Origin of the sequence: Pseudomonas knackmussii B13 (genome assembly GCF_000689415.1) — a bacterium.
GTDB classification, from domain to species: Bacteria; Pseudomonadota; Gammaproteobacteria; order Pseudomonadales; family Pseudomonadaceae; genus Pseudomonas; species Pseudomonas knackmussii.
Map to the genome: position 1 here is coordinate 5,931,064 of NZ_HG322950.1, position 24,451 is coordinate 5,955,514.

Below are 24,451 nucleotides of genomic sequence, written 5' to 3' on the forward strand. Positions count from 1 at the left end.
ACATAACGTCCGTTTACCTAACGACCGTTTACCAATAACAACACGAGGGTCTGCGCATGAGCGACAACGAGAAGAAAGTCGTGCTGGTCATCGGCGCCGGCGATGCCACGGGCGGTGCCATCGCCCGCCGCTTCGCCCGCGAAGGCTATGTCGCCTGCGTAACCCGGCGTTCGGCCGACAAGCTGCAGCCGCTGGTCGACAGCATTCGCGCCGAGGGCGGCGAGGCCCACGGCTTCGCCTCGGACGCGCGCAAGGAAGAAGAGGTGATCGAGCTGGTGGAAACCATCGAGCGCGACATCGGCCCGATCGAGGCCTTCGTCTTCAACATCGGTGCCAACGTGCCCTGCAGCATCCTCGAAGAGACCGCGCGCAAGTACTTCAAGATCTGGGAAATGGCCTGCTTCTCCGGCTTCCTTACCAGCCAGGCGGTGGCCAAGCGCATGGTCAAGCGCCAGCGTGGCACTATCCTCTTCACCGGTGCAACCGCCGGCCTGCGCGGCGCTGCAGGCTTTGCCGCCTTCGCCGGCGCCAAGCACGGCATCCGCGCCCTGGCCCAGAGCATGGCCCGCGAGCTCGGCCCCATGGGCCTGCATGTGACCCACGTGGTTGTCGACGGCGCCATCGACACCGACTTCATCCGCGACAACTTCCCCGAGCGCTACGCGCTGAAGGACCAGGACGGCATCCTCTCCCCCGAGCACATCGCCGATAACTACTGGTACCTGCACAGCCAGCCGCGCGACGCCTGGACCTTCGAACTCGACCTGCGCCCGTGGATCGAGCGCTGGTGAATCCCGATAACGACAACAATGAGAGCAGCGCCCATGAGCAAAAGCGTCGAGTTCTACTTCGACTTCGGCAGCCCGACTTCCTACCTGGCCTTCACCCAGTTGCCTGGCATCTGCGCCGAAGCCGGCGCTGAACTGGTCTACCGCCCGGTGCTGCTGGGCGGCGTGTTCCAGGCCACCGGCAACGCCTCGCCCATCGCCATCCCGGCCAAGGGTCGCTACACCCTGATCGACATGCAGCGCTTCGCCCGCCGCTACGGCGTGCCGATGAAGATGAACCCGTTCTTCCCGATCAATACGCTGCAGCTGATGCGCGCCGCCACCGGCGTGCAGATGCGCCAGCCGGAGCGCTTCGCGGCGCTGCTCGACTGCGTGTTCAAGGGCATGTGGGTGGACGCGCTGAACCTGGGCGACCCGGCCGTGCTCGGCCGGGTGCTCGCCGAGGCGGGCTTCGATCCGCAGGCATTGCTGGCGCTGACGGCGGATCAGGAAGTGAAGGACGCGCTCAAGGCCAACACCGAGGCAGCCATCAAGCGCGGCATGTTCGGTGCGCCGACCATGTTCGTCGGCAACGAGATGTTCTTCGGCCAGGACCGCCTGGACTTCGTCCGCGAGGCCCTGGCCTGAGGCCTCAGTGAGCGCGGGCCGGCTTGCGTTCGCGGATGCAGGTCGGCCCGGCGCGTTCCTCGACGGCCTGGCGCACTTCGTCGCGCAGGCCGAGCAGGAAGGCCGCCTCGGCGGCGACGAACAGCGGGCCGACGACCAGGCCCATCAGGTCATCGACGAAGGCCGGCTTGCGCCCTTCGTACCAGTGGCCGACGAACTGGATCACCCAGCCCACCAGGAACAGCCCCAGGCCCCAGCCCAGCCAGCTGGCGGTGCTGCCTGCGGCCAGATCCGCACCAACCCACAGGCTCAGCGCCAGCAGCGCGCTCATCAGCAGGCCGAAGCGCAGGTCCAGGCGCAGGTAGAACACCGCCGAGGCCAGGGCAAGCAGAGTCGCTGGCGCCAGCAGCAGGCCGCCGATCTCCACACCCGGACGCGACAGCAGCACGGCGATGGACAGGACGATCATCGGGATGCCGATGAAATGGCTGAGGATGTTGCGACGGTCGCGGTGGTAGGCGGCGTACTGGGCAAGGTGATCGACGAGCGTTTTCATGATTGTTCTCCCGCAAGGTGCTGGCATCATGGTTGGGCTGCGCCCTCCCATTCTGTCAACTAGCCGACAAAGCCCATGAGCGACACCTCCGCCTGCCTGCAACGCATCGCCTCCGGCCGCTGGTTCCAGGGCCTGCCCGAGGAACTGCGCGAAGCCCTCGGGCGAGCCGCCCTGGTCCGCCAGTTGCCGGCGGGCCAGCGGCTCTTCGCCCGCGGCGACGCGCCCTGCGGCCTGTACTGCGTGGTCGAGGGGCAGATGCGCATAGGCGCGGTCGGTGCCAGCGGCAAGGAGGCGTTGCTGGCCCTGGTCGAGGCGCCCAACTGGTTCGGCGAGATCTGCCTGTTCGACGGCCAGCCGCGCACCCACGACGCCTACGCCGAAGGCCCGACGATCCTCCTGCAGGTGCCCATGCCGGCGTTGCGCGCTCTGCTCGACCGGCACCCCGAGTACTGGCGCGACTTCGCCTTGCTGATGAGCCACAAGCTGCGCATGACCTTCGCCGTGCTCGAGGAACTGGCCCTGCTGCCCGCCGCGACACGCCTGGCGCGGCGCCTGCTGATGCTGGCGGAGAGCTACGGCGAGACCGGCGCCAGCCAGCGCGAACTGCACCTGCCGCAGGAGCAGCTCGCGGCCATGCTCGGCCTGTCGCGGCAAACCACCAACCACATCCTCAAGGACCTCGAGTCGCGCGGCCTGCTGCGCCTGAGCTACGGCGGCATCGAGATTCTCGACCACCCAGGCTTGCGCCGCGCCGCCCAGGCAGAAGCATGACGCGGTTGGCGAATCACTCTTTCGGATGGTTGCACACTGTGGGGCAGGCGTTAGCCTTGTGCCGAGCCGCGCGGCCCTAGGGCTGCGCGCAGGGCGCGGGGGCGCCCGATCCACCCGGGGCGCATCGCAGAGCGCCCGGCTTGCCAGTCAGGGCAAGCGCAGCACGCGTTTAGAAAGGCAACCCCACCGCCGGCACGACCGGACGGCCAACAAGAACAACAGGGAAACACCGCCATGACCCGCAAATCCATCTTGCTGTACCTGTTCGTCTGCTGCATCGCGTTACTTCCCTTCCCAGCGTCGGCCAACCTTCCCACCGAAGAGCTGCAACTGCAGAGCATGCAGGTGAACGCCTGCCGCGCCCTGGCCAGCCTGATGCTGCTGCGCGGCGAAGGCTTCCAGGACACCCATGCGAAGCAGCTGAAGACCGACCTGGCCGCCCTCGACGTCGCGGTGAAGGGCTACGCCAAATCTGACGAAGGCCTGAAGAAGGCCTACCAGGAATTGCTCACCCAGGTGCACAACGGCACCACCTACGGCCCCAAGGAAGAGGACCTGCCGTGGAGCTACTCCAAGGACCTCAGTCGCTCCCTGCGTGACTTCCTGGGCGAGGTCGAGCGCTTCGTGCCGCCTTCCAAGGCCGGCGAGCTGCCGCTCTGGGAGCTGCCCGCGCGGGTCGAGTACCTCTCCGTGCAATACCTCGGGCGCGTCTACCTGGGCGGCCTGGAGATCGCCCGCGAGCAGCCGCAGGCCTATCTCGGCCAGGACGAGAGCACGCTGATTCCGGTAATCGACCAGGGCATCGGCAAGCTGCCGGCGGGCGCGGCGTCCGACAAGCTGCGCACCCGCTGGGATTACCTCAGCGCCGCACTGCGCGACATGAACAGCAAGAGCAATGCGCTGGTCAGCGTCTCCGGGCGGCCCTGGGCGCCGATCATCGTCGAGCGCCACTCGCGGGAAATGGCCTCCCAGCTGATGCAGCTCAGCCAGCAGTGAGCCTTGCGCCCGCCACCGGCGGGCGCTTCACAGCCAGCCTTTGTACTTGAACCAGAGGTACGGCAGGATCGCCGAAATCACCATGGCCACCAGCGCCATGGGGTAGCCGGCCGCCCAGGCCAGCTCGGGCATGTGCTGGAAGTTCATGCCGTACACAGTGCCCACCAGCGTCGGCGGCAGGAACAGCACGGCAGCGATGGAGAACACCTTGATGATGCTGTTCTGCTCGATGTTGATCAGGCCGAGCGTGGCATCGAGCAGGAAGGTGATCTCGCCGGACATCTTCGTCAGGTACTCGCTGAGCGAGCGCACGTCGCGCTCCACCGACTTCATTCCCAGCCGGGCGTCCTCGCTGACCCAGGCATTGCTTCCCTGGCGGAAATAGGCAACGGGCCGACCAACGCTGAGCAAGCTGCCGTTGAGCTTGGACAGCAGCGAGTTGCTGCGCCCCAGGTGCTTGACGATCTGCTGCAGGTCGGTCTTCGGCAGGCGGCTCTTCGGCAGCTCGCCATTGTGCTCGGTGAAGATGTCGCGGGACAGCGTATCCAGCTGTGCCTGCACCTCTTCCAGGACATCGGCGATTCGGTCCACCACGCTATCCAGCAATTCGACGAACAGCAGGTCGGCAGTCCCTTTGCAGCCACCGCGCTGCACCCGCGCTTCGAAGGTGCGGAATGGCAGCAGCTCGGCATAGCGCACGGTCACGAGCCACTTCGCAGTCAACACGCAGGTGATCTCGGCGGTGCTGGGGCGATGCTCGCGAATGCCGCTCACCACAGCCGTGGTCATGTAGAGCGCGCCGTTGCTTTCGTAGAAGCGCGAGGAGTCCTCGATCTCCGCCATCTCCTCGCGGGTCGGCACGTTGACCCCGATGATCGACTCGAGCAGCGCCTCTTCCTCCTGGGTCGGGTGCAGCAGGTCGATCCACAGCGTGCCGGCCGGCATGCCGCCTTGCAGGTCGCCCCGGTGGGGCTCCAGGCGGTCGCCTGCAAGCGAGTAATAGGTGATCATGTCGCCTTCGCGTCCTTCCGCGGCCTTCGGGGTCAGCGCAGGTTGGACAACTTCCACCGGCTTAACAAGCCCGCGCGGAGCCACCAGGCATGAGCGACATCGACGACACCGAAGAATCCTTCGCCGAGGACACCCTGATCCAGGCCATCGAGAACCAGATCGAGAGCGAGCAGCCGCCGGCAGCGCGCGCGGTCTTCAACAAGCTGACCCTGGTCGGCTATGAGCGCGAGGACGCCCTGCACCTGATGGCCCTTGTGCTGGCCCACGAGATCGAAGCCATGCTCGCCGCCGACCGCCCCTTCGACGGCGCCTGGTATGAGCAGGCCCTGCGCGCCCTGCCGCAACTGCCGGGCGAGGAAGAAGGCGCGGAATGAGCTTGCCGGCGACCGGGCGCCTGGAGCTACACTGCAGGCTCCCTGTCCCAGCGAGGAGTCGTCATGGCCTTTACCCATGAACTGGTAGCGGAACTCGAACTGCTGTGCCTGTACGACCTGGAGAACACCCAGGCCGGTTTGAAGATCCACCATGACGCCGAACCGGCGGCCATCGACGCGGCGCGCCGGCTACATGCCAAGGGCCTGCTCGACCAGGCCGACGGTGGCTACCTGACCAGCCTCGGGCTGGATGCCGCCGAACACGCCCAGGTGCTGCTGGGCATCCTCCGCTCCTGACCATCCCCTGGCGCGGCCGCCGAACGTCGGCGGCCGCATGCGCCACTTAAAGACCCCGCTTCCACGGTCGATATACAAGGCAGACTCACGACATCGCGCCAGCGCCGGCGCGGTGAGTGCATTGCGGTCGCGGCAGCCCATGATCCTCACCCACGAAATTCGCCCGAACATCGACGACGGCATCGACCGCAAGGTCTTGGCACGCCTGCGTAAGCGCTTCCTGGCGATCAACCAGGGCCGCCTGGAGCGCGCCATGGAGGCGCTGTCGACCCGCCAGCAGCTGGTCCTGCGCCTGCTGCCGCTGCTGCTGGACGTCAACCATCCACTGCTGCCGGGCTACGTTTCCGCCACCACCCCGGCCGGGCTCAGCAGCTTCGTGCCCAGCGACGAGCTGCTCGCCGAGGCGCAGCGCCTGACCCGTTCGTTCACCTACAAGGCCCGTCGCGGCGAGCAGGACCTGCCGATCCACGGCCTGTTCCTGATGGGCAGCCTCGGCACCCTGGCGCAGGCCGAACAGAGCGACCTCGACCTCTGGGTCTGCCACGCCGACGAGCTGCCCGCCGAGCAGGTCGCCGAACTGCGCCGCAAGTGCGACCTGCTCGAACAATGGGCGGCGACCCAGGGCGCCGAAGTGCACTGCTTCCTGGTCGAACCACGTGGCTTCGTCAGTGGCGCGCGCAACGCCCAGCTGACTTCCGACGACTGCGGCACCAGCCAGCACTACCTGCTGCTCGACGAGTTCTACCGGACCGCCATCTGGCTCGGCGGACGCACCCCGCTCTGGTGGCTGGTGCCGGACTACGAGGAAGGCCGCTACCGCGAGTACGTCGACACACTTCTGAGCAAGCGCTTCATCCGCGCCGACGAGGTGATCGACCTCGGCAGCCTGGCGCATATCCCGCCGGGCGAGTTCATCGGCTCAGGCATGTGGCAACTGTTCAAAGGCATGAGTTCGCCCTACAAGTCGGTGCTCAAGCTGCTGCTGAGCGAGGTCTACGCCAGCGAGTTCCCACGTGTGGGCTGCCTGGCCCTGCGCTTCAAGGCCGAGGTCTACGCCGGGCGCCTGGAGCTCGACGAGCTCGACCCCTACATCCTGCTCTACCGCCGCCTTGAAGAGCACCTGGCCGCGCGCGGAGAAAGCGAGCGCCTGGAACTGGTGCGCCGCTGCCTCTACCTGAAGGTCGGCAAGAAGCTCAGCCGCGCGCCGCGCCAGGGCCGCAAGAGCTGGCAGCGCCTGCTGATGGAGCGCATGACCGATGCGTGGGGCTGGGACTCGCGCGTGCTCGGCCTGCTCGACGCGCGCAGCCAGTGGAAGGTCCGCCAGGTCAGCCTGGAGCGCCGCGCGCTGGTCAACGAACTGACCTACAGCTACCGCTTCCTCTCTCAGTTCGCCCGCCAGCAGCAGGCCGGTAGCGGCATCGCCCCGCGCGACCTCGGCGTGCTCGGCCGGCGCCTCTACGCGGCCTTCGAGCGCAAGGCCGGCAAGGTCGAATTCATCAACCCCGGGATCGCCCCGGACCTCGCCGAAGACCTCCTCACCCTCGCCCGCCTGCCGGCCACCGAAGCCGGCGGCCAAGCCTCCTGGGCCCTCTTCGGCGGCAGCGTGGCCAACGCCGACCTGGGCAACTACGCACCGATCAAGCGCGCCCGCGAGCTGCTCGAACTGCTCGCCTGGAGCCACCGAAATGGCGTCATCGACGGCAGCACCCGCGTGACCCTGCAACCGGGCGACAGCGACCTCACCGACTATGAGCTGAGCAACCTGCTGAGCAGCCTGCAGCAGGCCGTGCCCATGCCGCTGGAAGAAGTCGAGGAGAACGCCCTGCTACGCCCCAGCGTGCCGAGCAGCGTGCTCATCCTGGTCAACGTCGGCCTCGATCCGTTGCGCCAGCACAGCCAGGCCAACCTGCACATGACCACCGCGCGCACCGACTCCCTGGGCTACTCGGGCGTGCGCGACAACCTGGTACTGACGCTCGACCAGGTCAGCCTGAACAGCTGGAACGAGCTGCTGGTCAATCGCTACGCGGGCCCCTCCGCGCTGCTCGACTGCCTGCGCGACTTCCTCAACGGGCTGTCGGCCGACGCTGCGCCCCCGCGCCTGCTGGTGCGCTGCTTCTGCCGCAACCGCGCGGCAGCCATCGCCCAGCGGGTCGAAGACCTTTTCCGCGATGCCTACGCGCAATTGGCCGGCGGCCGTGGCGGGCGCTATCTGCTGCAAATCCGCCAGCACTACCACCTGCTGCGCCTGACGCCAGGCAAAGTCAGCCACCAGCGCCTGGCCGACCTGCCGGCGCTGCTTGAGCACCTGGGCGAAGCGCAGCCGGCCTTCAGCCCGCTGCACCTCGACCGGCACGCGCTCGAAGGCCTGGACCTCAGCCTGATCCTGCCGCTGGGTCGCCCCGGGAGCCTGCAAGTGTTCTATCGCATGGACGAGGGCCAGGCGGATCTCTATGTTCTCGATGAGCGCAATTCGCTGTGGATGCGGCGCCAGGCGTGCGATGACGAGCAGACCCTGCTGCTGCCGCTGCAGCGCTTCCTCCAGGCCATGCTCTACCGGCGCAGCGCGCAGCTGCCGCTGGGCGATGCCCAGGCGGCGGCGGGGCCGGAGATTCACTACTACGAGCTGCTTCCGGCCGGACGCGGCCGCGCGCAAAAGGTGGAACGGCGCAGCGCGCCGCAGAGCGCTCTGGCGCGGCCGCACTACAACGTCCAGGCGATTCTCGAACCCGGCGAAGGGTCACGCCCGCGCACGACCCTGTACTGCAACCACCGCGAGTTCTCCGAGCTCGAATACGGCACCGGACTGTTCCAGGCCGTGGCACGGCACATCCTCGCCCAGCGCGCCGGGCAGGGCCGCTATCCGTGCTACATCACCGACCTGGACCTGTCGGCGATCACTGCGGAAAACGCCCTGCAGAGCATCCACTACCTGCGCTACAAGCAGCGCCTGGAAAGCGCGCTGAACGCCGCGCTGGAGCAGGCCTGACGCTTTAGAGCGCGTACTCGCCGGCCGCCTCGGGCTGGTAGGTGATATCCAGCAGCGTCAGCTTGAGGGTCTTGCCGCCCGGGGCCGGCCAGTCGATCGACTGGCCGACGCTCAGGCCCAGCAGGGCAGTTCCGACCGGCGCGAGGATGGACACCTTGCCCTCGCCCCCGACCTGGTCCGGATAGACCAGGGTCAGCTGGTATTCCTTTCCACTGCCTTCCTCGCGGCAACGCACGCTTGAATTCATGGTCACCACGCCCGGCGGCACCTCGTCATGGCCGACCACCTGGGCGCGCGACAGCTCGGTTTCCAGCGCCTCGGCGGCAGGGCCGAAGTCCTCCAGGCTGTCGAGCAGGCGCTCCAGGCGCTGCAGGTCGAGACGGGTAACGGTGATGGATGGCGAGGTGGTCATGATGGCCGGCGATCTCCCTGGCGATGCTGCGAAAAAAGAAAAACCCCGGCCCAAGGCGGGGGTTTCCGGGACACTATCACAGCAGGTCGAATAAGCAAGACCGGTCGGTCAGCGCCAAGGTAACCGCGGTTTGCAACGGGCTGCGGCGGCTTCGATGATCTGCCGACGGCGCGCGCCATCGGCCCCGTTCCATTCGAGAACCTCCGCCAGGCTGCGCCCGCAGCCCAGGCAGACGTCCTGCTCGTCGAGGCAGCAGCGCCGACAGCAAGGCGAAGGCACCGGTGCCTCAGACGCCGGGGAACTCGACATCCTCGCCCGCCTGCTCGCGCGTCGCGCGGCTCAGCATTTCGCCCAGCGGTTCGCGCGTGCTGTCGCTGATCCACAGGCTGCCGGATTCGTCGAAATCGAAGTGGAAACCGCCCGAGCGAGCCGCCACCCACAGCTGGCGCAGCGCCGGCTGGCGACTGAGGATCAGCTGGGTGCCGTTCTCGAAGCGCACCGTCAGCACACCGCTGGAGTTCTCCAGGTCCACGTCCAGGCCGCTGTCATCGAAGGCGTCCTCCACGGTGGTCTGCACCTGGTCGACCAGGTCGTGGAAGCGGGCTTCGCTCATCGTGCTCATGCATCGTCCTCAAGGGGTTGCCAAAGGCTGCAGTGTACGCCGGTATTCGCCCAGACTCTGCCCCGTCCAACGGCGGAAAGCGCGCGCCAGCGAGCCGGTTTCGCTGAAGCCGACCAGGCTGGCGACGTCGGCCAGCTCCAGCTGCGGATCGCGCAGGTGATGCAGGACCAGTTGCTGGCGGGTCTCATCGACCAGGCGGCTGAACGACAGGCCGCTGTCGCGCAGGCGACGCTGCAGCGTGCGCGGGCTCAGGGCCAGCTCGCGGGCCAGGGCTTCGAGGTCGATGTCCTGCTCGGGCAGGCGCTGGGCAAGGCGTTGGCGGGCGCGCTCGAGGACGCTGTCGCCACGGCGGATACCGTCGAGCAATCGCCCGGCATAACCGTCGAGCACGCACTGGATTTGCTGGTCGGCCTGCCCCAACGGCGTGGCCAGGCGGCGCCGGGGGAAGACCAGGGCGTTATCGGCCTGACCGAACAGTACCGGGCAGCGGAAGATGCGCTGATGCTCGCGGGTATCGGCCGGTTCCGGATGGCGGAAGCGTACTTCCAGCGGAGGCTCGTCGAGCGCGCAGATCCACTGGCCGAAGCGCAGCCAGCAGGCCAGCGTCTCCTCCGCCAGCTGACGCTGCAGGCGCGGCAGCAGCGGCTCCCAGCTATGTCGCACGAGCGGTTCGCAGCCCGGCCGCGCCGGCTCGTCGTCGAGCTCGACCCGCCCCAGGCTGCCGACCAGACCGGCATAGCGCGCCTGGCGATGCAGGGCGTCGCCCAGCGTGGCGCAGCTCATCAGTAGATAGCCGAGCACGCCGAAATGCCCGGGGCGAATGGCTTCGCCCAGGTGCAGGCCGAGGTTGTCGTCACCGCTCAGCTGCATGCCGAGCTCCAGCAGATCGACGTAGACGCTGGCGGCGATGCGCGGCTCGCGCTGGCCGATCAAAGCCGGATCGAGCTGCACCTGCGCCAGCAACGGTGCGGGCGCGATGCCCTGGCGTTCGAGGTGGTCCAGCAGGCCCTGTACGTAGGCCATGGAGATGGACCCGGCGAGTACGGCTGGCGATTCCATCTGTCCTCCGAATTTTCTGACAGATGCTAGGGGTTCGACGGGGGCCTCGGCAAACCCTCCCGGCGACCTCGGGAAAATACCCGGCAGACACGGCCAACCGGGGCGCAAGCCCCGCCGGGCGGGAGCCGGGTCGCATAGGCAAGGCGCCGGGGGGTCGGTATACTCCGGCCCAATCGACGCTTTTATTACAAGGATTCCGCCATGAAGCGACTGCTGCTTCCCTTCCTCGCGCTCGCCGTGCTCAGCGCCGCGCTCGCCGGTTGCGGCCAGAAAGGCCCGCTGTACCTGCCGGACGACCAGCAAGCCCAAAGCAAGCACAGCAAGGACCGCTACGGTCTGTAAGGGAGCGATTCATGGAGGCATTCAACGTCCGCGGCGGGCAACTGTTCGCGGAAGAAGTGGCGCTGTCGGCGGTCGCCGAACGCTTCGGCACTCCCACCTACGTCTATTCGCGGGCGCACATCGAGCAGCAGTACCGCTCCTACACTGACGCCCTGCAAGGCTTGCCGCACCTGGTCTGCTTCGCGGTGAAGGCCAACTCCAACCTCGCCGTGCTGAACGTATTGGCACGCCTGGGTTCGGGCTTCGACATCGTGTCCCGTGGCGAGCTGGAACGCGTCATCGCCGCCGGCGGTGACCCGGCCAAGGTCGTGTTCTCCGGTGTCGGCAAGACCCGCGACGACATGCGCCGCGCGCTGGAAGTCGGCGTGCATTGCTTCAACGTCGAATCCACCGTGGAACTGGAGCGCCTGCAGGAAGTGGCCGCCGAACTGGGCGTGAAAGCGCCGGTTTCGCTGCGCGTGAACCCTGACGTCGACGCCCAGACCCACCCCTACATCTCCACCGGCCTGAAAGAAAACAAGTTCGGCGTAGACATCGACGAGGCCGAGGCCATCTACGCCCGCGCCGCCGAGCTGCCGAACCTGGAAGTGAAAGGCGTGGACTGTCACATCGGTTCGCAGCTGACCCAGCTGGAACCCTTCCTCGACGCCCTCGACCGCCTGCTGGCGCTGATCGATCGCCTTGCCGCGCGCGGCATCGTCATCCAGCACCTGGACCTGGGCGGTGGCCTGGGCGTGCGCTACCGCGACGAAACCCCGCCGCCGGCCAGCGACTACATCCGCGCCATCCGCGAGCGCCTGGGCAATCGCCAGCTGACCCTGGTGTTCGAGCCGGGCCGCTACATCGTGGCAAACGCAGGCCTGCTGCTGACCCGCGTGGAGTACCTCAAGCACACCACGCACAAGGACTTCGCCATCATCGATGCAGCGATGAACGACCTGATCCGCCCGGCCCTCTACCAGGCCTGGATGGACGTCACCCCGGTCAGCAAGCGTGACGGCGAGAAGCGCACCTACGACCTGGTCGGACCGATCTGCGAAACCGGCGACTTCCTCGCCAAAGGCCGCGAACTGGCCCTGGCCGAAGGCGACCTGCTGGCCGTGCGTTCGGCCGGCGCCTACGGCTTCGTCATGAGCTCCAACTACAACACCCGCGGCCGCGCTGCCGAGGTGCTGGTGGACGGCGACAAGGCCTTCGAAGTGCGCCGTCGCGAGACCGTGCAGGAGCTTTACGCCGGCGAAAGCCTGCTGCCGGAGTGAGGCCGATACCATGCTTCTGCGCTTTACCAAGATGCACGGCCTGGGCAATGACTTCATGGTCCTCGACCTGGTCAGCCAGCACGCCCACGTGCTGCCGCGCCACGTCAAGACCTGGGGCGACCGCCACACGGGCGTGGGCTTCGACCAACTGCTGATCGTCGAGCCGCCGGGCAGCCCCGATGTCGATTTCCGCTACCGCATCTTCAATTCCGACGGCAGCGAAGTGGAACAGTGCGGCAACGGCGCGCGCTGCTTCGCACGTTTCGTGCTGGACAAGCGCCTGACGTCGAAGAAGGTCATCCGCGTCGAGACCAAGGGCGGTGTCATCGAGCTGAGCGTGGCCAACGACGGCCAGGTCAGCGTGGACATGGGCGCCCCGCGCCTGGCGCCGGAGCAGGTGCCCTTCGTCGCCGACGTCGAGGCGCTGAGCTATAGCATCGAAGTCGACGGTCAGAGCGTCGAGCTGGCCGCTGTTTCCATGGGCAACCCGCATGGCGTGCTGCGCGTGGATAACGTCGACAGCGCGCCGGTACGGACCCTCGGCCCGCAACTGGAAGTACACCCGCGCTTCCCGGCCAAGGCCAACATTGGCTTCCTGCAGGTCGTCGACCCGCACCATGCGCGCCTGCGCGTCTGGGAGCGCGGCGTTGGCGAGACCCAGGCCTGCGGTACCGGCGCCTGCGCCGCCGCGGTCGCCGGTATCCGCCAGGGCTGGCTGCAATCGCCGGTGCAGATCGACCTGCCGGGCGGGCGCCTGAGCATCGAGTGGGCAGGTCCGGGGCAGCCGGTTATGATGACCGGGCCCGCCGTCCGCGTATACGAAGGCCAGGTCCGCCTATAACCGAGACGCCTATGACCGAGAAGAACCCGGAAAACCAAGCGCCGCTGGATGCCGAACAAGTCGCCGCGTACCTGCGCCAGCATCCGGAATTCTTCGTCGCGCACGACGAGCTGATTCCGGAAATGCGCATCCCCCACGACAGCGGCAGCGCCGTGTCGCTGGTGGAGCGCCAGGTCCGCCTGCTGCGCGAGCGCAACATCGAGATGCGCCATCGCCTGGCGCAGCTGATGGACGTCGCCCGCGACAACGATCGCCTGTTCGAGAAGACCCGCCGCCTGGTACTCGACCTGCTCGACGCGACCAGCCTCGAAGACGTGGTCAGCACCGTCGAAGACAGCCTGCGCCACGAGTTCCAGGTACCCTTCGTCAGCCTGATCCTGTTCAGCGACAGCAATCTTCCGGTGGGCCGCTCGGTCAGCAGCGCGGAAGCGCATCAGGCCATCGGCGGCCTGCTCTCCGGCGGCAAGACCGTCTGCGGCGTACTGCGCCCGCACGAACTGACCTTCCTGTTCGGCGAGGCCGATGGTGCCGCCGTCGGCTCTGCCGCCGTGGTCTCACTGAGCTACCAGGGCCTGCATGGCGTGCTGGCGATCGGCAGCTCCGATCCGCAGCACTACAAAAGCTCCCTCGGCACGCTGTTCCTCGGTTACGTCGCCGAAGTGCTCGCCCGCGTCCTGCCGCGCTTCTCCACGCCGCTGCGCTCGGTGCGCTGATCACCGCGCCGGCGGCCAGCCCCTGGGAGCTTGTCGTTTGAGCCTCGCCACCGATCTGGACGCCTTCCTCGAACACCTGCGCAGCGAACGCCAGGTGTCCGCACACACCCTTTCCGGCTACCAGCGCGACCTGTTGAAGGTCGTCCAGCTTTGCGAAAAAGCGGGCATCACTGGTTGGGCCGACCTCGACGTCCGCCAGCTGCGCGTATTCGTCGCCCGGCTGCACCAGCAGGGGCTGGCCAGCCGCAGCCTGGCGCGCCTGCTGTCGGCAGTGCGCGGCCTTTACCAATACCTGATCCGCGAACGCCTCTGCCGGCACAACCCGGCGGACGGGCTGTCCGCCCCCAAGGCGGCGCGCAAGCTGCCGCGCACCCTGGACGCTGACCGCGCGGCGCAGCTTCTCGACGGCGGCGTGGAAGACGACTTCATTGCCCGCCGCGACCAGGCCCTGCTGGAACTCTTCTATTCGTCCGGCCTGCGCCTGTCCGAGCTGGTCGGCCTGGACCTCGGCGGCCTCGATCTCGCCGCCGGGCTGGTGCGCGTCGTCGGCAAGGGCAACAAGGTCCGCGAGCTTCCAGTCGGCAGCGCTGCGCGCCATGCCATCGAGCAATGGCTGCCTATCCGAGAACAGGTGCGCCCGGCAGATGATGCACTCTTCGTCGGCATCAGCGGCAAGCGACTGACCCCGCGCGCCGTGCAACTGCGCGTGCGCCAGGCCGGCGTGCGCGAGCTTGGCCAGCACCTGCATCCGCACATGCTGCGTCATTCCTTTGCCAGCCATATGCTGGAGTCGTCCCAGGACCTGCGCGCGGTGCAGGAGCTGCTCGGCCACGCCGACATCGCCACCACGCAGATTTACACCCACCTGGACTTCCAGCACCTGGCCAAGGTCTACGACCAGGCCCACCCCCGCGCCCGGCGCGGCAAACGAGACAACGACACAGGAGCCGATGAATGAGCATCCGTCTGGTCACCTTCGACCTCGACGACACCCTGTGGGACGTCGCCCCGGTGATGAACAGCGCCGAGGCGACCCTGCGCGAGTGGCTGGCGGTCAACGCCGCCCAGCTCGGGCCGGTACCCATCGAGCACCTGTGGGCGATCCGCGCCCGGCTGATGGAACAGGACCCGATGCTCAAGCACCGCTTGAGCGAGTTGCGCCGGCGCATCCTGCTCCACGCGCTGATCGACGCCGGCTACCCGGCAACCGAAGCGGCGGAGCTGGCCGAGGCGGGCTTCCAGGTATTTCTCCACGCGCGGCATCAGGTCAGCCTGTTCCCCGAAGTCCATCCTACGCTGGAAGCGCTGGCCAACCGCTTCATCCTCGGCGTGCTCACCAACGGCAATGCCGATGTGCGTCGCCTGGGCCTGGCCGACTACTTCCAGTTCGCCCTCTGCGCCGAAGAGCTGGGCATCGGCAAGCCCGATCCGAAGCCGTTCCAGGAAGCGCTGAAACGCGCACGTGTCGATGCCCGGGAGGCCGTGCACATCGGCGACCATCCCAGCGACGACATAGCCGGCGCGCGGCGCGCAGGCCTGCACGCGATCTGGTTCAACCCGGCGCGCAAGCCCTGGGAAGGCGAAGAAGCGCCGAGCCAGATCATTCACAGCCTGGCCGAATTGCCTGCGGTCCTCACCCACCTGTAATTTCTCGCAGCCAAGAAAAAGCCCGCCGCTCCCTGATCGGGAGGGCGGGCCTTTTCACGACGCAGCCCCTTAGATGGGACGGCTGCCGTATTTGCTATCCGGTTTCTTCGGCGGATCGGCGACCACGTTCGGCTCGATCTCCTGCACCTTGCCGCCGCGCGAGAGGAATTCCTCCATCGCTCTGGCCAGGGCATCGCGTTCCTTCTGTTTCGCCTCGACGGAGGGCAGCTCTTCTTCCTCTACAGCGGCCTTGGCTTTCTTGCCACCACCGCCGGAAGAGGCAGGCGCTTCGTCGGCTTCGCTCTCGGCGTCGCCGTCGTCAGCTGCAGCCAGCTCCTCGCCGTCATCCTCGTCGGCGCCGTCCAGCTCGTCTTGTTCCAGTTCTTCGTCGCTCATTGTTCTACCTCGTGGTGCTGCAAAGCAGGTTAGTTATAGCCCAGCCGCGCGCTTTGACGAACGCTGCCGGAAAAAATTCATACGGGCTCGCCCTGCAAGGTCGCCAGTACCTTGCGCGGCCCGCCGTGATCGCGGTGCTCGCCCAGGTAGACGCCTTGCCAGGTGCCCAGTGCCAGGCGCCCGTCGCGCACCGGCAGGGTCAGCTGGCAGCCCAGCAGACTGGCCTTGAAGTGCGCAGGCAGATCGTCCGGCCCTTCGTAATTGTGTTCATAGTCGCTCTCTCCCTGCGGCGCCAGGCGATTGAAGAATCGCTCGAAATCCCGGCGTACCGAAGGGTCGGCATTCTCGTTCAGGGTCAACGACGCCGAGGTGTGCTGCAGCAACAGATGCAGCAGGCCGATCCGGCACTGCTTCAGCTGCGGCAGCTCCGCCAGCAACTCGTCGGTGACCAGATGAAAGCCACGCGGACGGGCGCGCAGGGTGATCGATGTCTGCTGCCACATGGCGGGCTCTCCGATTCGGCTGCCGATGCGCGCGCATTCTAGCGTGGCGCCAAAAAAAGCAAAGGGCGCCCAAAGGCGCCCTTGCTCGAACAGCAACGAGATGCTTACAGGTTGTAGCCGCGCTCGTTGTGCAGGGACAGGTCCAGACCCACGGTTTCTTCCTCTTCGTTGACGCGCAGACCGATGACCAGGTCCAGCACCTTGAGGATCACGAAGCTGATCACCGCGGTGTAGATGACGGTGAAAGCCACGCCCTTGAACTGGATGAACAGCTGGGCGCCGATGTCGGTGACGGTACCGAAACCGCCCAGGGACGGAGCAGCGAACACGCCGGTCAGCAGGGCACCGACGATACCGCCGACGGCATGCACACCAAAGGCGTCGAGGGAGTCGTCGTAGCCAACTGCGCGCTTCAGGGTGGTGGCAGCGAAGAAGCAGATCACACCAGCGGCCAGGCCGAGGATGATCGCGCCCATCGGGCCGCAGGTGCCGGCAGCCGGGGTGATGGCGACGAGGCCAGCGACCACCCCGGAGGCGATGCCCAGGGCGCTCGGCTTACCGTGGGTGATCCACTCGGCGAACATCCAGCCCAGGGCAGCGGCAGCGGTGGCGATCTGGGTCACCAGCATGGCCATGCCGGCGGTGCCATTGGCGGCAGCCGCGGAACCGGCGTTGAAGCCGAACCAGCCCACCCACAGCAGGGCCGCGCCGATCAGGGTGTAACCCAGGTTGTGCGGAGCCATGGCAGCGGTCGGGTAGCCCTTACGCTTGCCCATTACCAGGCAGGCGACCAGGCCGGCCACACCAGCGTTGATGTGCACCACGGTGCCGCCGGCGAAGTCCAGCACGCCCCAGTCCCACAGCAGGCCGCCGTCGCCGCTCCAGACCATGTGCGCGATCGGTGCGTAGACCAGGGTGAACCACAGGCCGGTGAAGATCAGCAGCGCGGAGAACTTCATGCGCTCGGCGAAGGCGCCGACGATCAGGGCCGGGGTGATGATCGCGAAGGTCATCTGGAACATCACGAACACGCTTTCCGGGAACAGCGCGGCAGCGGAGGTCAGGCCGTTGCTGGTCAGGCCGCTGAGGAAGGCCTTGCCGAAACTGCCGACGAAGGAGTTGAAGTTGACTACGCCCTTCTCCATGCCAGTGGTGTCGAAGGCCATGCTGTATCCATACAGCGCCCAGAGGATGCTCACCAGCGCGGTGATCGCGAAGCACTGCATCATGATCGAGAGGACGTTCTTGGCGCGAACCATGCCGCCATAGAACAGCGCCAGACCGGGAATGGTCATCATCAGCACCAGGGCGCTGGAAATCAGCATCCAGGCGGTGTCACCGCTGTTCAGAACCGGGGCCGGAGCATCGGCCGCCATGGCCAGTCCGGGGATTACTAGGGGCAATAGGGCGCCAAGCCCTGCGAACTTGCGCAGAGTCATTTTTGTTTCTCCTGGGGCGTGGGGTTCGGTTGGGCTTAGGCTTAGATCGCGTCGGTGCCGGTTTCGCCGGTACGGATGCGGATGGCCTGTTCCAGATTGACGACGAAGATCTTGCCGTCACCGATCTTGCCGGTGTTGGCAGCCTTGGTGATGGCCTCGATTACCCGGTCCAACTGGTCGTCGGCGATGGCCACATCGATCTTCACCTTGGGCAGGAAGTCGACAACGTACTCCGCGCCACGGTACAGCTCGGTGTGCCCTTTCTGCCGGCCGAAGCCCTTGACTTCGGTCACAGTAATGCCCTGCACGCCGATCTCGGACAGCGACTCGCGCACATCGTCCAACTTGAACGGCTTGATGATGGCTGTGACTAGCTTCATGAAACTCTCTCCCGTGTTTTGGTGGACTCGCCCCAGGAAAACGAACCCGGGCTCAAGTCTAAGCGCAGTGTCTGGCTTTGTAACGCGCCGGCCGCCCTACCTCAGCACTCCGACCATTGCAGCCGCTCCCCGCGAAGCGCTTCGTCAGCTCCGCCAGCTGCACCGGACCTGCATCGGTGCACGCCATGCAGGCACCGAAGCATGAATCTTGCCAGTTCGATGAAAAGCCCTTGTATTCAGGCCCTTAGCGAAAAACACGGGTTTCCGGGCAATGGCCGGGTGCCATGCATCGCACCAGAAGCGCGCAGCGATGGTGGTGCAGCTGCGCAAAAACTGTGCAACGACTCGATCCCGCGCCTCGCCGCAGGCCCGGCGAACGCCGTGGTAGACTGCCGGCCGACTCCATTTCCGGAACCCCGCTGCCATGCTGCCGCCCAAAGCCCTCCTCGACGCCCTCAGCCACCAGGCCAGCCGCCTCTTCGGCGGTGAATCGCCGCTGCCCCGCGCGGAGCTGGAGGCGCAGTTCAAGGTCCTGCTGCAGAGCGCCTTCGGCAAGCTCGACCTGGTCAGCCGCGACGAGTTCGACAGCCAGATGGTGGTGCTCGCCCGCACTCGCGCCCGCCTCGAGGCGCTGGAGGCGAAGGTCGCCGAGATGGAAGCCAAGCTCACCCCGCCCACCGAGGCCGAATAAGCCGCCGCAAGCGGTCTGCGATCAAGGAGCGATCATGTCCCTGGCCATCGTCCACAGCCGCGCGCAAGTCGGCGTCGAAGCCCCGGGAGTTACAGTGGAGGCGCACCTGGCCAACGGCCTGCCTTCGCTGACCCTGGTGGGCCTGCCGGAAACGGCGGTGAAGGAAAGCAAGGACCGCGTGCGCAGCGCCATCCTCAACTCGGGCTTCGATTTCCCCGCCCGCCGCATCACCCTGAACCTCGCTCCAGCCGACCTCCCAAAGGACGGCGGCCGCTTCGACCTGGCCATCGCCCTGGGCATTCTCGCGGCCAACGGCCAGTTGCCGGCAGCTTCGCTCGAACCCCTGGAATGCCTCGGTGAACTTGCGCTTTCAGGGACCGTGCGCCCCGTTCAGGGCGTGCTTCCGGCAGCCCTGGCAGCGCGTGCGGCAGGGCGCGCTCTGGTAGTACCGAAGGAAAATGCCGAAGAAGCCAGCCTGGCCAGCGGCCTGGTCGTCTACGCCGTAGGCCACCTGCTGGAACTCGCGGCGCACCTGAGCGGGCAAACGCCCCTGGCGCCCTACCAGGCCAATGGCCTGCTGCGTGAATCACCGCCCTACCCCGACCTCGCCGAAGTCCAGGGCCAGAGCGCCGCCAAGCGCGCGCTACTGGTAGCAGCGGCTGGAGCCCACAATCTGCTTTTGAGCGGCCCGCCCGGCACCGGCAAGACCCTGCTGGCCAGCCGCTTGCCCGGTCTGCTGCCGCCGTTGAACGAAGACGAAGCCCTGCGCGTGGCGGCCATCCATTCGGTATCCGGGCGCGGTCCGCTGACCCACTGGCCGCAACGCCCGTTCCGCCAGCCGCATCACACCGCATCCGCGGCCGCGCTGGTGGGTGGCGGGGGACGTCCGCAGCCTGGCGAAATCACGTTGGCGCATGAGGGCGTGCTTTTCCTCGATGAGCTTCCGGAGTTCGACCGCAAGGTCCTGGAAGTCCTGCGCGAGCCGTTGGAGAACGGCGAGATCGTCATCGCCCGAGCCAACGGGCGCGTGCGCTTTCCCGCGCGCTTCCAGTTGGTGGCGGCGATGAATCCCTGCCCCTGCGGCTACCTGGGCGATCCCAGCGGGCGCTGCCGCTGCACGCCGGAGCAGATCCAGCGCTACCGCGCCAAGCTTTCCGGCCCGCTGCTCGACCGCATCGACCTGCATCTCACCGTCAGCCGAGAAACCACGCGCCTGGCGCCCCAGGCGAGTGCCGAAAGCAGCGCCGACATCGCCGCGCGTGTCGCCGTGGCGCGCGAACGCCAGCTGCATCGCCAAGGTTGTCCGAACGCTTTCCTCGACCTGAAATCCATGCACCAAAATTGTGCACTGAGCGATCAAGACCAAGCATGGCTGGAAACTGCTGGCGAGCGGATGAACCTCTCCCTGCGCGCCCTCCACCGCATCCTCAAGGTCGCCCGCACCCTGGCGGACCTGGAAGGCGTCGCCGCCATCACCCGTCCGCACCTGGCCGAAGCCCTGCAGTACCGCGCTGGCCACTAGCAGCGCCAGAACGGCCGCAGCGCCTCGATGCGCGCCTGCTCGCGGCTGATGCCGATGTCGCGCAATTGCTCGTCGCTCAGCTCAAGCAGCTGGCGACGGGTCCGCACCCGCCGCCAGAACTGCTGCCAGCGAGTCTCCTGCGGGTAGCGCGGCGCCACCGCGCGCCCGTTGATATCCAGGAGTTCTTGTTGATACAGGGTCAGGCGTACATCGCTCATGCCGCTCATGTCGTCGTTCCTCCAGTGAGCCTGGAGAAATCCTGACCAATCCACGAATTTCATTACAGATTCAAACTCGCGCTATTCTCTCGATACAGATCCGCCGAATTGCCATCTGAATGGCCTTTTTCAGCACGATCTGTACTGGTCTTCCAGGAAAGCACCTGCGACGAGGAATCTGTAATGAAGCGCTACTCGCAACTGGCCCAGACCCTGGGTCAACGCATCGAGCAGGGGCTCTACCGTCCCGGCGACCGCCTGCCCTCGGTGCGCACGCTGAGCGAAGAGTACGGCGTCAGTATCAGCACGGTGCAGCAGGCCTATCGGGTCCTGGAAGACAGCGGCCTGGTCGAACCACGGCCGAAATCCGGCTACTTCGTCCCCGAGCGGCGCCATATCCCGGCGTTGCCGGCCATGACCCGGCCGGCGCAGCGCCCGGTGGAAATTTCGCAATGGGACCAGGTACTGGAGCAAGTGCGCAGCGCTCCCGGCGGCGAGCTTGTGCAACTCGGTCGCGGCACGCCAGACATTGCCAGCCCCTCGCTAAGACCGATGCAGCGCGCCATGGCCAACGCCGCACGCCGCACCGACCTGCGCAGCCTGGGCTACGAGGGCATCCAAGGGTCCCTGCCGCTACGCGAGCAGATTTCCCGCCTGATGCTGGACTCCGGTTGCCAGGTGCCACCGAGCGAGCTGGTGATCACTACAGGTTGCCAGGAAGCGCTGGCCGTCACCCTGCGCGCCATCTGCCAGCCGGGCGACATCGTCGCCATCGACTCGCCGAGCTTCCACGGCGCCATGCAGGCGCTCAAGGCCCACGGGCTCAAGGCGCTGGAGATTCCCACCGACCCCGCCAACGGCGTCAGCCTGGAGGCCCTGGAACTGGCGATGGAACAGTGGCCAGTGAAACTGATCCTGCTCACGCCCAACTGCAACAACCCGCTGGGCTACATCATGCCCGACGCCCGCAAGCGCGCCCTGCTCAACCTGGCGCAGTGCTACGACGTGCCGATCCTCGAAGACGATGTGTATGGCGAGCTGGCGTATTGTTATCCGCGACCGCGCAGCATCAAGTCGTTCGACACCGACGACCGCGTGCTGCTGGCCAGTTCCTTCTCCAAGACGGTGGCGCCCGGCCTGCGTACCGGCTGGGTGGCGCCGGGGCGCTATCTGGATCGCATCCTGCACTTCAAGTACATCGCCAGCGGCACCTGTGCGCCGCAGCCGCAGATGGCCCTGGCCGAGTTCGTCGGCGGCGGACACTACGAGCCGCACATCCGCCGCATGCGCGCGCAGTACCAGCGCCATCGCGACCTGATGAGCGATTGGGTCTACCGCTACTTCCCCGAGGGCACCCGCGCCAGCCGGCCGCAGGGCGGCTTCATGCTTTGGGTCGAGCTGGCCCCTGAGTTCGACAGCGTGCGCCTGAACCAGCTGCTGCGTAGCGAGGGGGTGCAGGTGGCGGCGGGCAACATTTTCTCCGCCTCTGGCAAATACCGGAATTGCCTGCGCATGAACTATTCCAACCGAGAGCTGGCGCGCATCGAAGAAGCGGTACGCAAGGTCGGCGCCGGCGCCACGGCGCTGACTGCCGATTTACGCCGACTGGCCGAGAGCGAGCCGGCCTGAGGCCGGCCCGCGAAGGGCTTACTGAATCTGTTCCGGGGTGACGATCACCCAGTTCTTGTCCGCGGTGACCGGCTGGCCGAGCTTGGCCTGGGCTTCGGCATTCTTCTTCATCATGCCGTTGAGCTGGTCCATGTATTTGGCCTTGCGGTTCACCCACAGGTGGATGCCGTTCTCGGCGGTGCCGTTGAACAGCATGTAGCCATCGCTGCTCGGGGTATCGCCGGCGACCAGGATCGGCCGCTTGAACTGGTCGATGTAGGTGAGGATCGCCGCCTGCTTGCCGGCCATCCAGGTCGCCGGAGTCCACAGGTACGGCGTGACGACCAGGTTCTCGTTGGCCTTCGGATCGTATTTGCCAGCGCTGATCTGCTTGCGCGCGGTGGTCAGCTCGCCGGTCTTCGGATCCTTCAGCAGGGTGGTCACGCCGATGACGTTCTGCGGCTTCACGTTGTAGCCGTACTTGGGATCGGCGGCGACCATGCGCACCAGCTCCTCGTGGGCGGCGGTCATCACGTAGACCTCGATGCCGTTCTCCATGAGCTTGTTGTACAGCTCGGCCTGGCCGGCGAAGACCTTCGGCGGCTGGATCTCGATGCTCTTCACCGCGTCACCGTCGAGGTAGGTGCTGGGGATCGGCTTGCCATAGGCCATCAGCTCGTCGACGTAGCCCTTCAGCTCCTTGAGCGAGAAGCCGGAGAACACCTGGGCGACCCAGGGGTAGCAGACCATGTCGTCGACTTCGCACAGCCGGTAGTAGTAGCTGTTCAGGCTTTCCTTCTGGCCGTTGACGTCCTTGAACGGCATCAGCTTGAGCGAAGGGTCGAGCTTCTCCCGGGTCAGCACGCCCTTCATTTCCAGGAACGGCAGCAGCGCCTCTTCCAGGTCGTAGCGGTAGCTGGTGTTGTCCATGTCGAAGACGGCGAAGGCGCCCTTGTTGGCGTTGGCCGCGATCAGGGCGTCGAGCTGCTTGGCGGCCGGCTCCGGCCAGTGCTTGAGTTCGGTGGCGGCGCTGGCGGTGCCGGCAAGGCCGGCAAGGAGCAGGCTGGCGAGCAAGGTACGCATCGGCTTCATGGTTTTTCCCCGGATGGTCGTGTGGGTTGGGGAGGAACCGCTGCTCGGCCCCTCCCTGGACTAGTCCAGAGCTGACCCTAGCAAAGCCTCATTGCAGTTCGACGACGAGGGCGACGCCCAGCGTTGCGACAGCGCCAGAACGTGGTTGATAGCGACATTGCATGCCGGATAACGGCAAGTTCCCGCGAGATTCCGCCCTTTACCGTGTAGGAGCGGATCTTATCCGCGAAGTCCCTACACCCCGCTCCCCGCCAACATGAGCGCGCCATGCGGGCGCATCGCGAACAAAGTCCGCTCCTACGAGAGCATTTCCACCTCGGGCAGTTGCATGGTCCGCACTTCGGCGAGCAGGAAGTCGCGCAGCCGGCGCAGGCGCTCCTGCTGGCGCCGCGCCTTCGGCCAGACCAGGTAGTAGCACTCGCCACTGGCCACCGCGGTCGGCCAAGGCAGCGCCAGGCGGCCGAGGCCGGCATCCTCGGCAACCATCACCAGGTCACCGATGGACAGGCCATAACCGCGCGTCGCCGCGACTATGCCCAGCTCCAGGGTATCGAAGACCTGCCCGCCCTTGAGCGACACCTGCTCGCTCAGACCCATGCGCTGCAGCCAGCGGCGCCAGTCGCGGCGGTCCGGCGTCGGATGCAGCAATTCGGCCGCGGCCAGGCGCTCGACGTCCCAGGGGCCATCGTCGAGCAGCTGTGGCGCACCTACCGGGATCAACCATTCAGGGAACAGCAAAGCGCTCTCCCAGTCCTCCGGGAAATTGCCGTCGCCCAGCAGCACCGCACAGTCGAAGGGCTCGTGGGCGAAGTCGACGCGGTCGACGTCCATCCAGGCGCTGGTCAATTGCACCTCGACATCGTTGTTGCTCATGCGGAACGCGCTCAGGCGCGGCAGCAGCCAACGCATGGTCAGGGTCGAGGGGGCTTTCAAGCGCAGCACGTCCTCGTCGCTACGCAGGGCGGCGCAAGCGCGCTCCAGCGCATTGAAGCCGTCGCGCAGGCCGGGCAGCAGCAGGCGCGCCGGCTCGGTCAGGCGCAGCTGGCGGCCTTGCCGAACGAACAGCTGGCAGTCGAAATGCTCCTCCAGGGTGCGCACATGGCGGCTGACGGCGCTCTGGGTGATCGCCAGTTCCTGGGCTGCGCGGGTGAACGACGAATGCCGCGCGGCCGCCTCGAAGGCGCGCAGGGCGTAGAGCGGCGGCAGACGGCGATTCACGGCGAACACTCCATGCATGAGTTTGACTCATGCATTGCATCGCTTTTTTCCTTTTGTGGGAAGCCCTCCAGAGCCCACAGAATCAGCAGATCGAAACCAAG

29 protein-coding genes are annotated in these 24,451 nt (G+C 66.6%); 16 read left to right on the forward strand and 13 right to left on the reverse strand.

The window, feature by feature from the left end:
- The first annotated feature begins 56 nt into the window (after positions 1–56).
- Together PKB_RS27600 and PKB_RS27605 are read left to right on the forward strand one after the other, a co-directional pair.
- A complete protein-coding gene (locus PKB_RS27600) occupies positions 57–791 on the forward strand; it encodes an SDR family oxidoreductase (RefSeq protein WP_043256373.1) in 735 nt (244 codons plus the stop codon).
- 33 nt (positions 792–824) lie between these two features.
- The gene (locus PKB_RS27605; RefSeq protein WP_043256375.1) at positions 825–1,415 is read left to right on the forward strand and encodes a 2-hydroxychromene-2-carboxylate isomerase; all 591 of its coding nucleotides are present in this window, start codon (positions 825–827) and stop codon (positions 1,413–1,415) included.
- Between the two features lie 4 nt (positions 1,416–1,419).
- On the opposite strand, the gene PKB_RS27610 is transcribed toward PKB_RS27605, so the two are convergent.
- On the reverse strand, positions 1,420–1,950 hold the full coding sequence (locus PKB_RS27610) for an Mpo1 family 2-hydroxy fatty acid dioxygenase (RefSeq protein ID WP_043256377.1): 531 nt from the start codon (positions 1,948–1,950) through the stop codon (positions 1,420–1,422).
- A 75-nt stretch (positions 1,951–2,025) separates the two neighbouring features.
- Here PKB_RS27610 and PKB_RS27615 point away from each other — a divergent pair, with 75 nt between their 5' ends.
- Both PKB_RS27615 and PKB_RS27620 read left to right on the forward strand, forming a co-directional pair.
- Entirely contained in the window at positions 2,026–2,721 is a 696-nt protein-coding gene (locus PKB_RS27615; RefSeq protein WP_043256378.1) for a Crp/Fnr family transcriptional regulator, read from the forward strand.
- A gap of 234 nt (positions 2,722–2,955) precedes the next feature.
- A complete protein-coding gene (locus PKB_RS27620) occupies positions 2,956–3,717 on the forward strand; it encodes a hypothetical protein (protein WP_043256380.1) in 762 nt (253 codons plus the stop codon).
- 27 nt (positions 3,718–3,744) lie between these two features.
- Here PKB_RS27620 and PKB_RS27625 read toward each other — a convergent pair whose 3' ends face one another.
- On the reverse strand, positions 3,745–4,728 hold the full coding sequence (locus PKB_RS27625; protein ID WP_043256382.1) for a magnesium transporter CorA family protein: 984 nt from the start codon (positions 4,726–4,728) through the stop codon (positions 3,745–3,747).
- An 89-nt stretch (positions 4,729–4,817) separates the two neighbouring features.
- Between PKB_RS27625 and PKB_RS27630 the strand changes: the two genes are divergently transcribed.
- The 3 genes from PKB_RS27630 to PKB_RS27640 all read left to right on the forward strand — a co-directional run bounded on the left by PKB_RS27630 (position 4,818) and on the right by PKB_RS27640 (position 8,388).
- Complete coding sequence (locus PKB_RS27630) at positions 4,818–5,102, forward strand: hypothetical protein (protein WP_043256383.1); 285 nt, start codon at positions 4,818–4,820, stop codon at positions 5,100–5,102.
- Between the two features lie 63 nt (positions 5,103–5,165).
- The gene (locus PKB_RS27635) at positions 5,166–5,399 is read left to right on the forward strand and encodes a TIGR02647 family protein (RefSeq protein WP_043256385.1); all 234 of its coding nucleotides are present in this window, start codon (positions 5,166–5,168) and stop codon (positions 5,397–5,399) included.
- 139 nt (positions 5,400–5,538) lie between these two features.
- Entirely contained in the window at positions 5,539–8,388 is a 2,850-nt protein-coding gene (locus tag PKB_RS27640) for a class I adenylate cyclase (protein WP_043256386.1), read from the forward strand.
- Positions 8,389–8,392: 4 nt separating this feature from the next.
- On the opposite strand, the gene rnk is transcribed toward PKB_RS27640, so the two are convergent.
- From rnk to PKB_RS27655, 4 genes are all read right to left on the reverse strand, one after another.
- Positions 8,393–8,800 carry a nucleoside diphosphate kinase regulator gene (gene rnk, locus PKB_RS27645; protein WP_043256387.1) on the reverse strand — a complete coding sequence of 136 codons (408 nt, stop codon included), beginning with the start codon at positions 8,798–8,800 and terminating at the stop codon, positions 8,393–8,395.
- A gap of 108 nt (positions 8,801–8,908) precedes the next feature.
- Positions 8,909–9,109, reverse strand: a complete 201-nt coding sequence (locus PKB_RS29455) for a DUF1289 domain-containing protein (RefSeq protein ID WP_084166749.1) — start codon at positions 9,107–9,109, stop codon at positions 8,909–8,911.
- Entirely contained in the window at positions 9,087–9,422 is a 336-nt protein-coding gene (cyaY, locus tag PKB_RS27650; protein ID WP_043256388.1) for an iron donor protein CyaY, read from the reverse strand. The genes PKB_RS29455 and cyaY overlap by 23 nt, the downstream gene beginning before the upstream one ends.
- A gap of 9 nt (positions 9,423–9,431) precedes the next feature.
- Positions 9,432–10,481 carry an AraC family transcriptional regulator gene (locus PKB_RS27655; RefSeq protein WP_043256390.1) on the reverse strand — a complete coding sequence of 350 codons (1,050 nt, stop codon included), beginning with the start codon at positions 10,479–10,481 and terminating at the stop codon, positions 9,432–9,434.
- 201 nt (positions 10,482–10,682) lie between these two features.
- Here PKB_RS27655 and lptM point away from each other — a divergent pair, with 201 nt between their 5' ends.
- From lptM to PKB_RS27685, 6 genes are read left to right on the forward strand one after another with little or no spacing between them, the layout of a single operon-like run.
- Positions 10,683–10,823, forward strand: a complete 141-nt coding sequence (lptM, locus tag PKB_RS27660; RefSeq protein ID WP_043256392.1) for an LPS translocon maturation chaperone LptM — start codon at positions 10,683–10,685, stop codon at positions 10,821–10,823.
- Between the two features lie 11 nt (positions 10,824–10,834).
- Entirely contained in the window at positions 10,835–12,082 is a 1,248-nt protein-coding gene (lysA, locus tag PKB_RS27665; RefSeq protein WP_043256393.1) for a diaminopimelate decarboxylase, read from the forward strand.
- Positions 12,083–12,092: 10 nt separating this feature from the next.
- A complete protein-coding gene (gene dapF / locus PKB_RS27670; RefSeq protein ID WP_043256395.1) occupies positions 12,093–12,923 on the forward strand; it encodes a diaminopimelate epimerase in 831 nt (276 codons plus the stop codon).
- An 11-nt stretch (positions 12,924–12,934) separates the two neighbouring features.
- On the forward strand, positions 12,935–13,636 hold the full coding sequence (locus PKB_RS27675) for a DUF484 family protein (protein WP_043256398.1): 702 nt from the start codon (positions 12,935–12,937) through the stop codon (positions 13,634–13,636).
- Positions 13,637–13,673: 37 nt separating this feature from the next.
- The gene (xerC, locus tag PKB_RS27680) at positions 13,674–14,594 is read left to right on the forward strand and encodes a tyrosine recombinase XerC (protein ID WP_043256405.1); all 921 of its coding nucleotides are present in this window, start codon (positions 13,674–13,676) and stop codon (positions 14,592–14,594) included.
- Positions 14,591–15,283 carry an HAD family hydrolase gene (locus PKB_RS27685; protein WP_043256406.1) on the forward strand — a complete coding sequence of 231 codons (693 nt, stop codon included), beginning with the start codon at positions 14,591–14,593 and terminating at the stop codon, positions 15,281–15,283. The genes xerC and PKB_RS27685 overlap by 4 nt, the downstream gene beginning before the upstream one ends.
- Positions 15,284–15,352: 69 nt before the next feature.
- Here the strand turns inward: PKB_RS27685 and sutA are convergent, their stop codons facing one another.
- From sutA to glnK, 4 genes are all read right to left on the reverse strand, one after another.
- On the reverse strand, positions 15,353–15,679 hold the full coding sequence (sutA, locus tag PKB_RS27690) for a transcriptional regulator SutA (protein ID WP_043256408.1): 327 nt from the start codon (positions 15,677–15,679) through the stop codon (positions 15,353–15,355).
- A gap of 77 nt (positions 15,680–15,756) precedes the next feature.
- Positions 15,757–16,182: a secondary thiamine-phosphate synthase enzyme YjbQ gene (locus PKB_RS27695; protein ID WP_043256409.1), complete on the reverse strand. Its 426-nt coding sequence runs from the start codon at positions 16,180–16,182 to the stop codon at positions 15,757–15,759.
- A 104-nt stretch (positions 16,183–16,286) separates the two neighbouring features.
- Complete coding sequence (locus tag PKB_RS27700; protein ID WP_043256411.1) at positions 16,287–17,621, reverse strand: ammonium transporter; 1,335 nt, start codon at positions 17,619–17,621, stop codon at positions 16,287–16,289.
- A 41-nt stretch (positions 17,622–17,662) separates the two neighbouring features.
- Positions 17,663–18,001: a P-II family nitrogen regulator gene (gene glnK / locus PKB_RS27705; protein WP_003457590.1), complete on the reverse strand. Its 339-nt coding sequence runs from the start codon at positions 17,999–18,001 to the stop codon at positions 17,663–17,665.
- Between the two features lie 424 nt (positions 18,002–18,425).
- Between glnK and PKB_RS27710 the strand changes: the two genes are divergently transcribed.
- The gene (locus PKB_RS27710) at positions 18,426–18,692 is read left to right on the forward strand and encodes an accessory factor UbiK family protein (protein ID WP_043256412.1); all 267 of its coding nucleotides are present in this window, start codon (positions 18,426–18,428) and stop codon (positions 18,690–18,692) included.
- A gap of 34 nt (positions 18,693–18,726) precedes the next feature.
- A complete protein-coding gene (locus tag PKB_RS27715) occupies positions 18,727–20,214 on the forward strand; it encodes a YifB family Mg chelatase-like AAA ATPase (RefSeq protein ID WP_043256413.1) in 1,488 nt (495 codons plus the stop codon).
- Here PKB_RS27715 and PKB_RS27720 read toward each other — a convergent pair.
- Entirely contained in the window at positions 20,211–20,441 is a 231-nt protein-coding gene (locus PKB_RS27720; protein WP_043256415.1) for a DUF1127 domain-containing protein, read from the reverse strand. The genes PKB_RS27715 and PKB_RS27720 overlap by 4 nt on opposite strands.
- A gap of 174 nt (positions 20,442–20,615) precedes the next feature.
- Between PKB_RS27720 and PKB_RS27725 the strand changes: the two genes are divergently transcribed.
- The gene (locus tag PKB_RS27725) at positions 20,616–22,061 is read left to right on the forward strand and encodes an aminotransferase-like domain-containing protein (protein ID WP_043256417.1); all 1,446 of its coding nucleotides are present in this window, start codon (positions 20,616–20,618) and stop codon (positions 22,059–22,061) included.
- An 18-nt stretch (positions 22,062–22,079) separates the two neighbouring features.
- Here PKB_RS27725 and PKB_RS27730 read toward each other — a convergent pair whose 3' ends face one another.
- Positions 22,080–23,132: an HAD family hydrolase gene (locus PKB_RS27730; protein ID WP_043256419.1), complete on the reverse strand. Its 1,053-nt coding sequence runs from the start codon at positions 23,130–23,132 to the stop codon at positions 22,080–22,082.
- Positions 23,133–23,429: 297 nt separating this feature from the next.
- The gene (locus PKB_RS27735) at positions 23,430–24,350 is read right to left on the reverse strand and encodes a LysR substrate-binding domain-containing protein (RefSeq protein ID WP_043257865.1); all 921 of its coding nucleotides are present in this window, start codon (positions 24,348–24,350) and stop codon (positions 23,430–23,432) included.
- Positions 24,351–24,451: the final 101 nt, after the last annotated feature.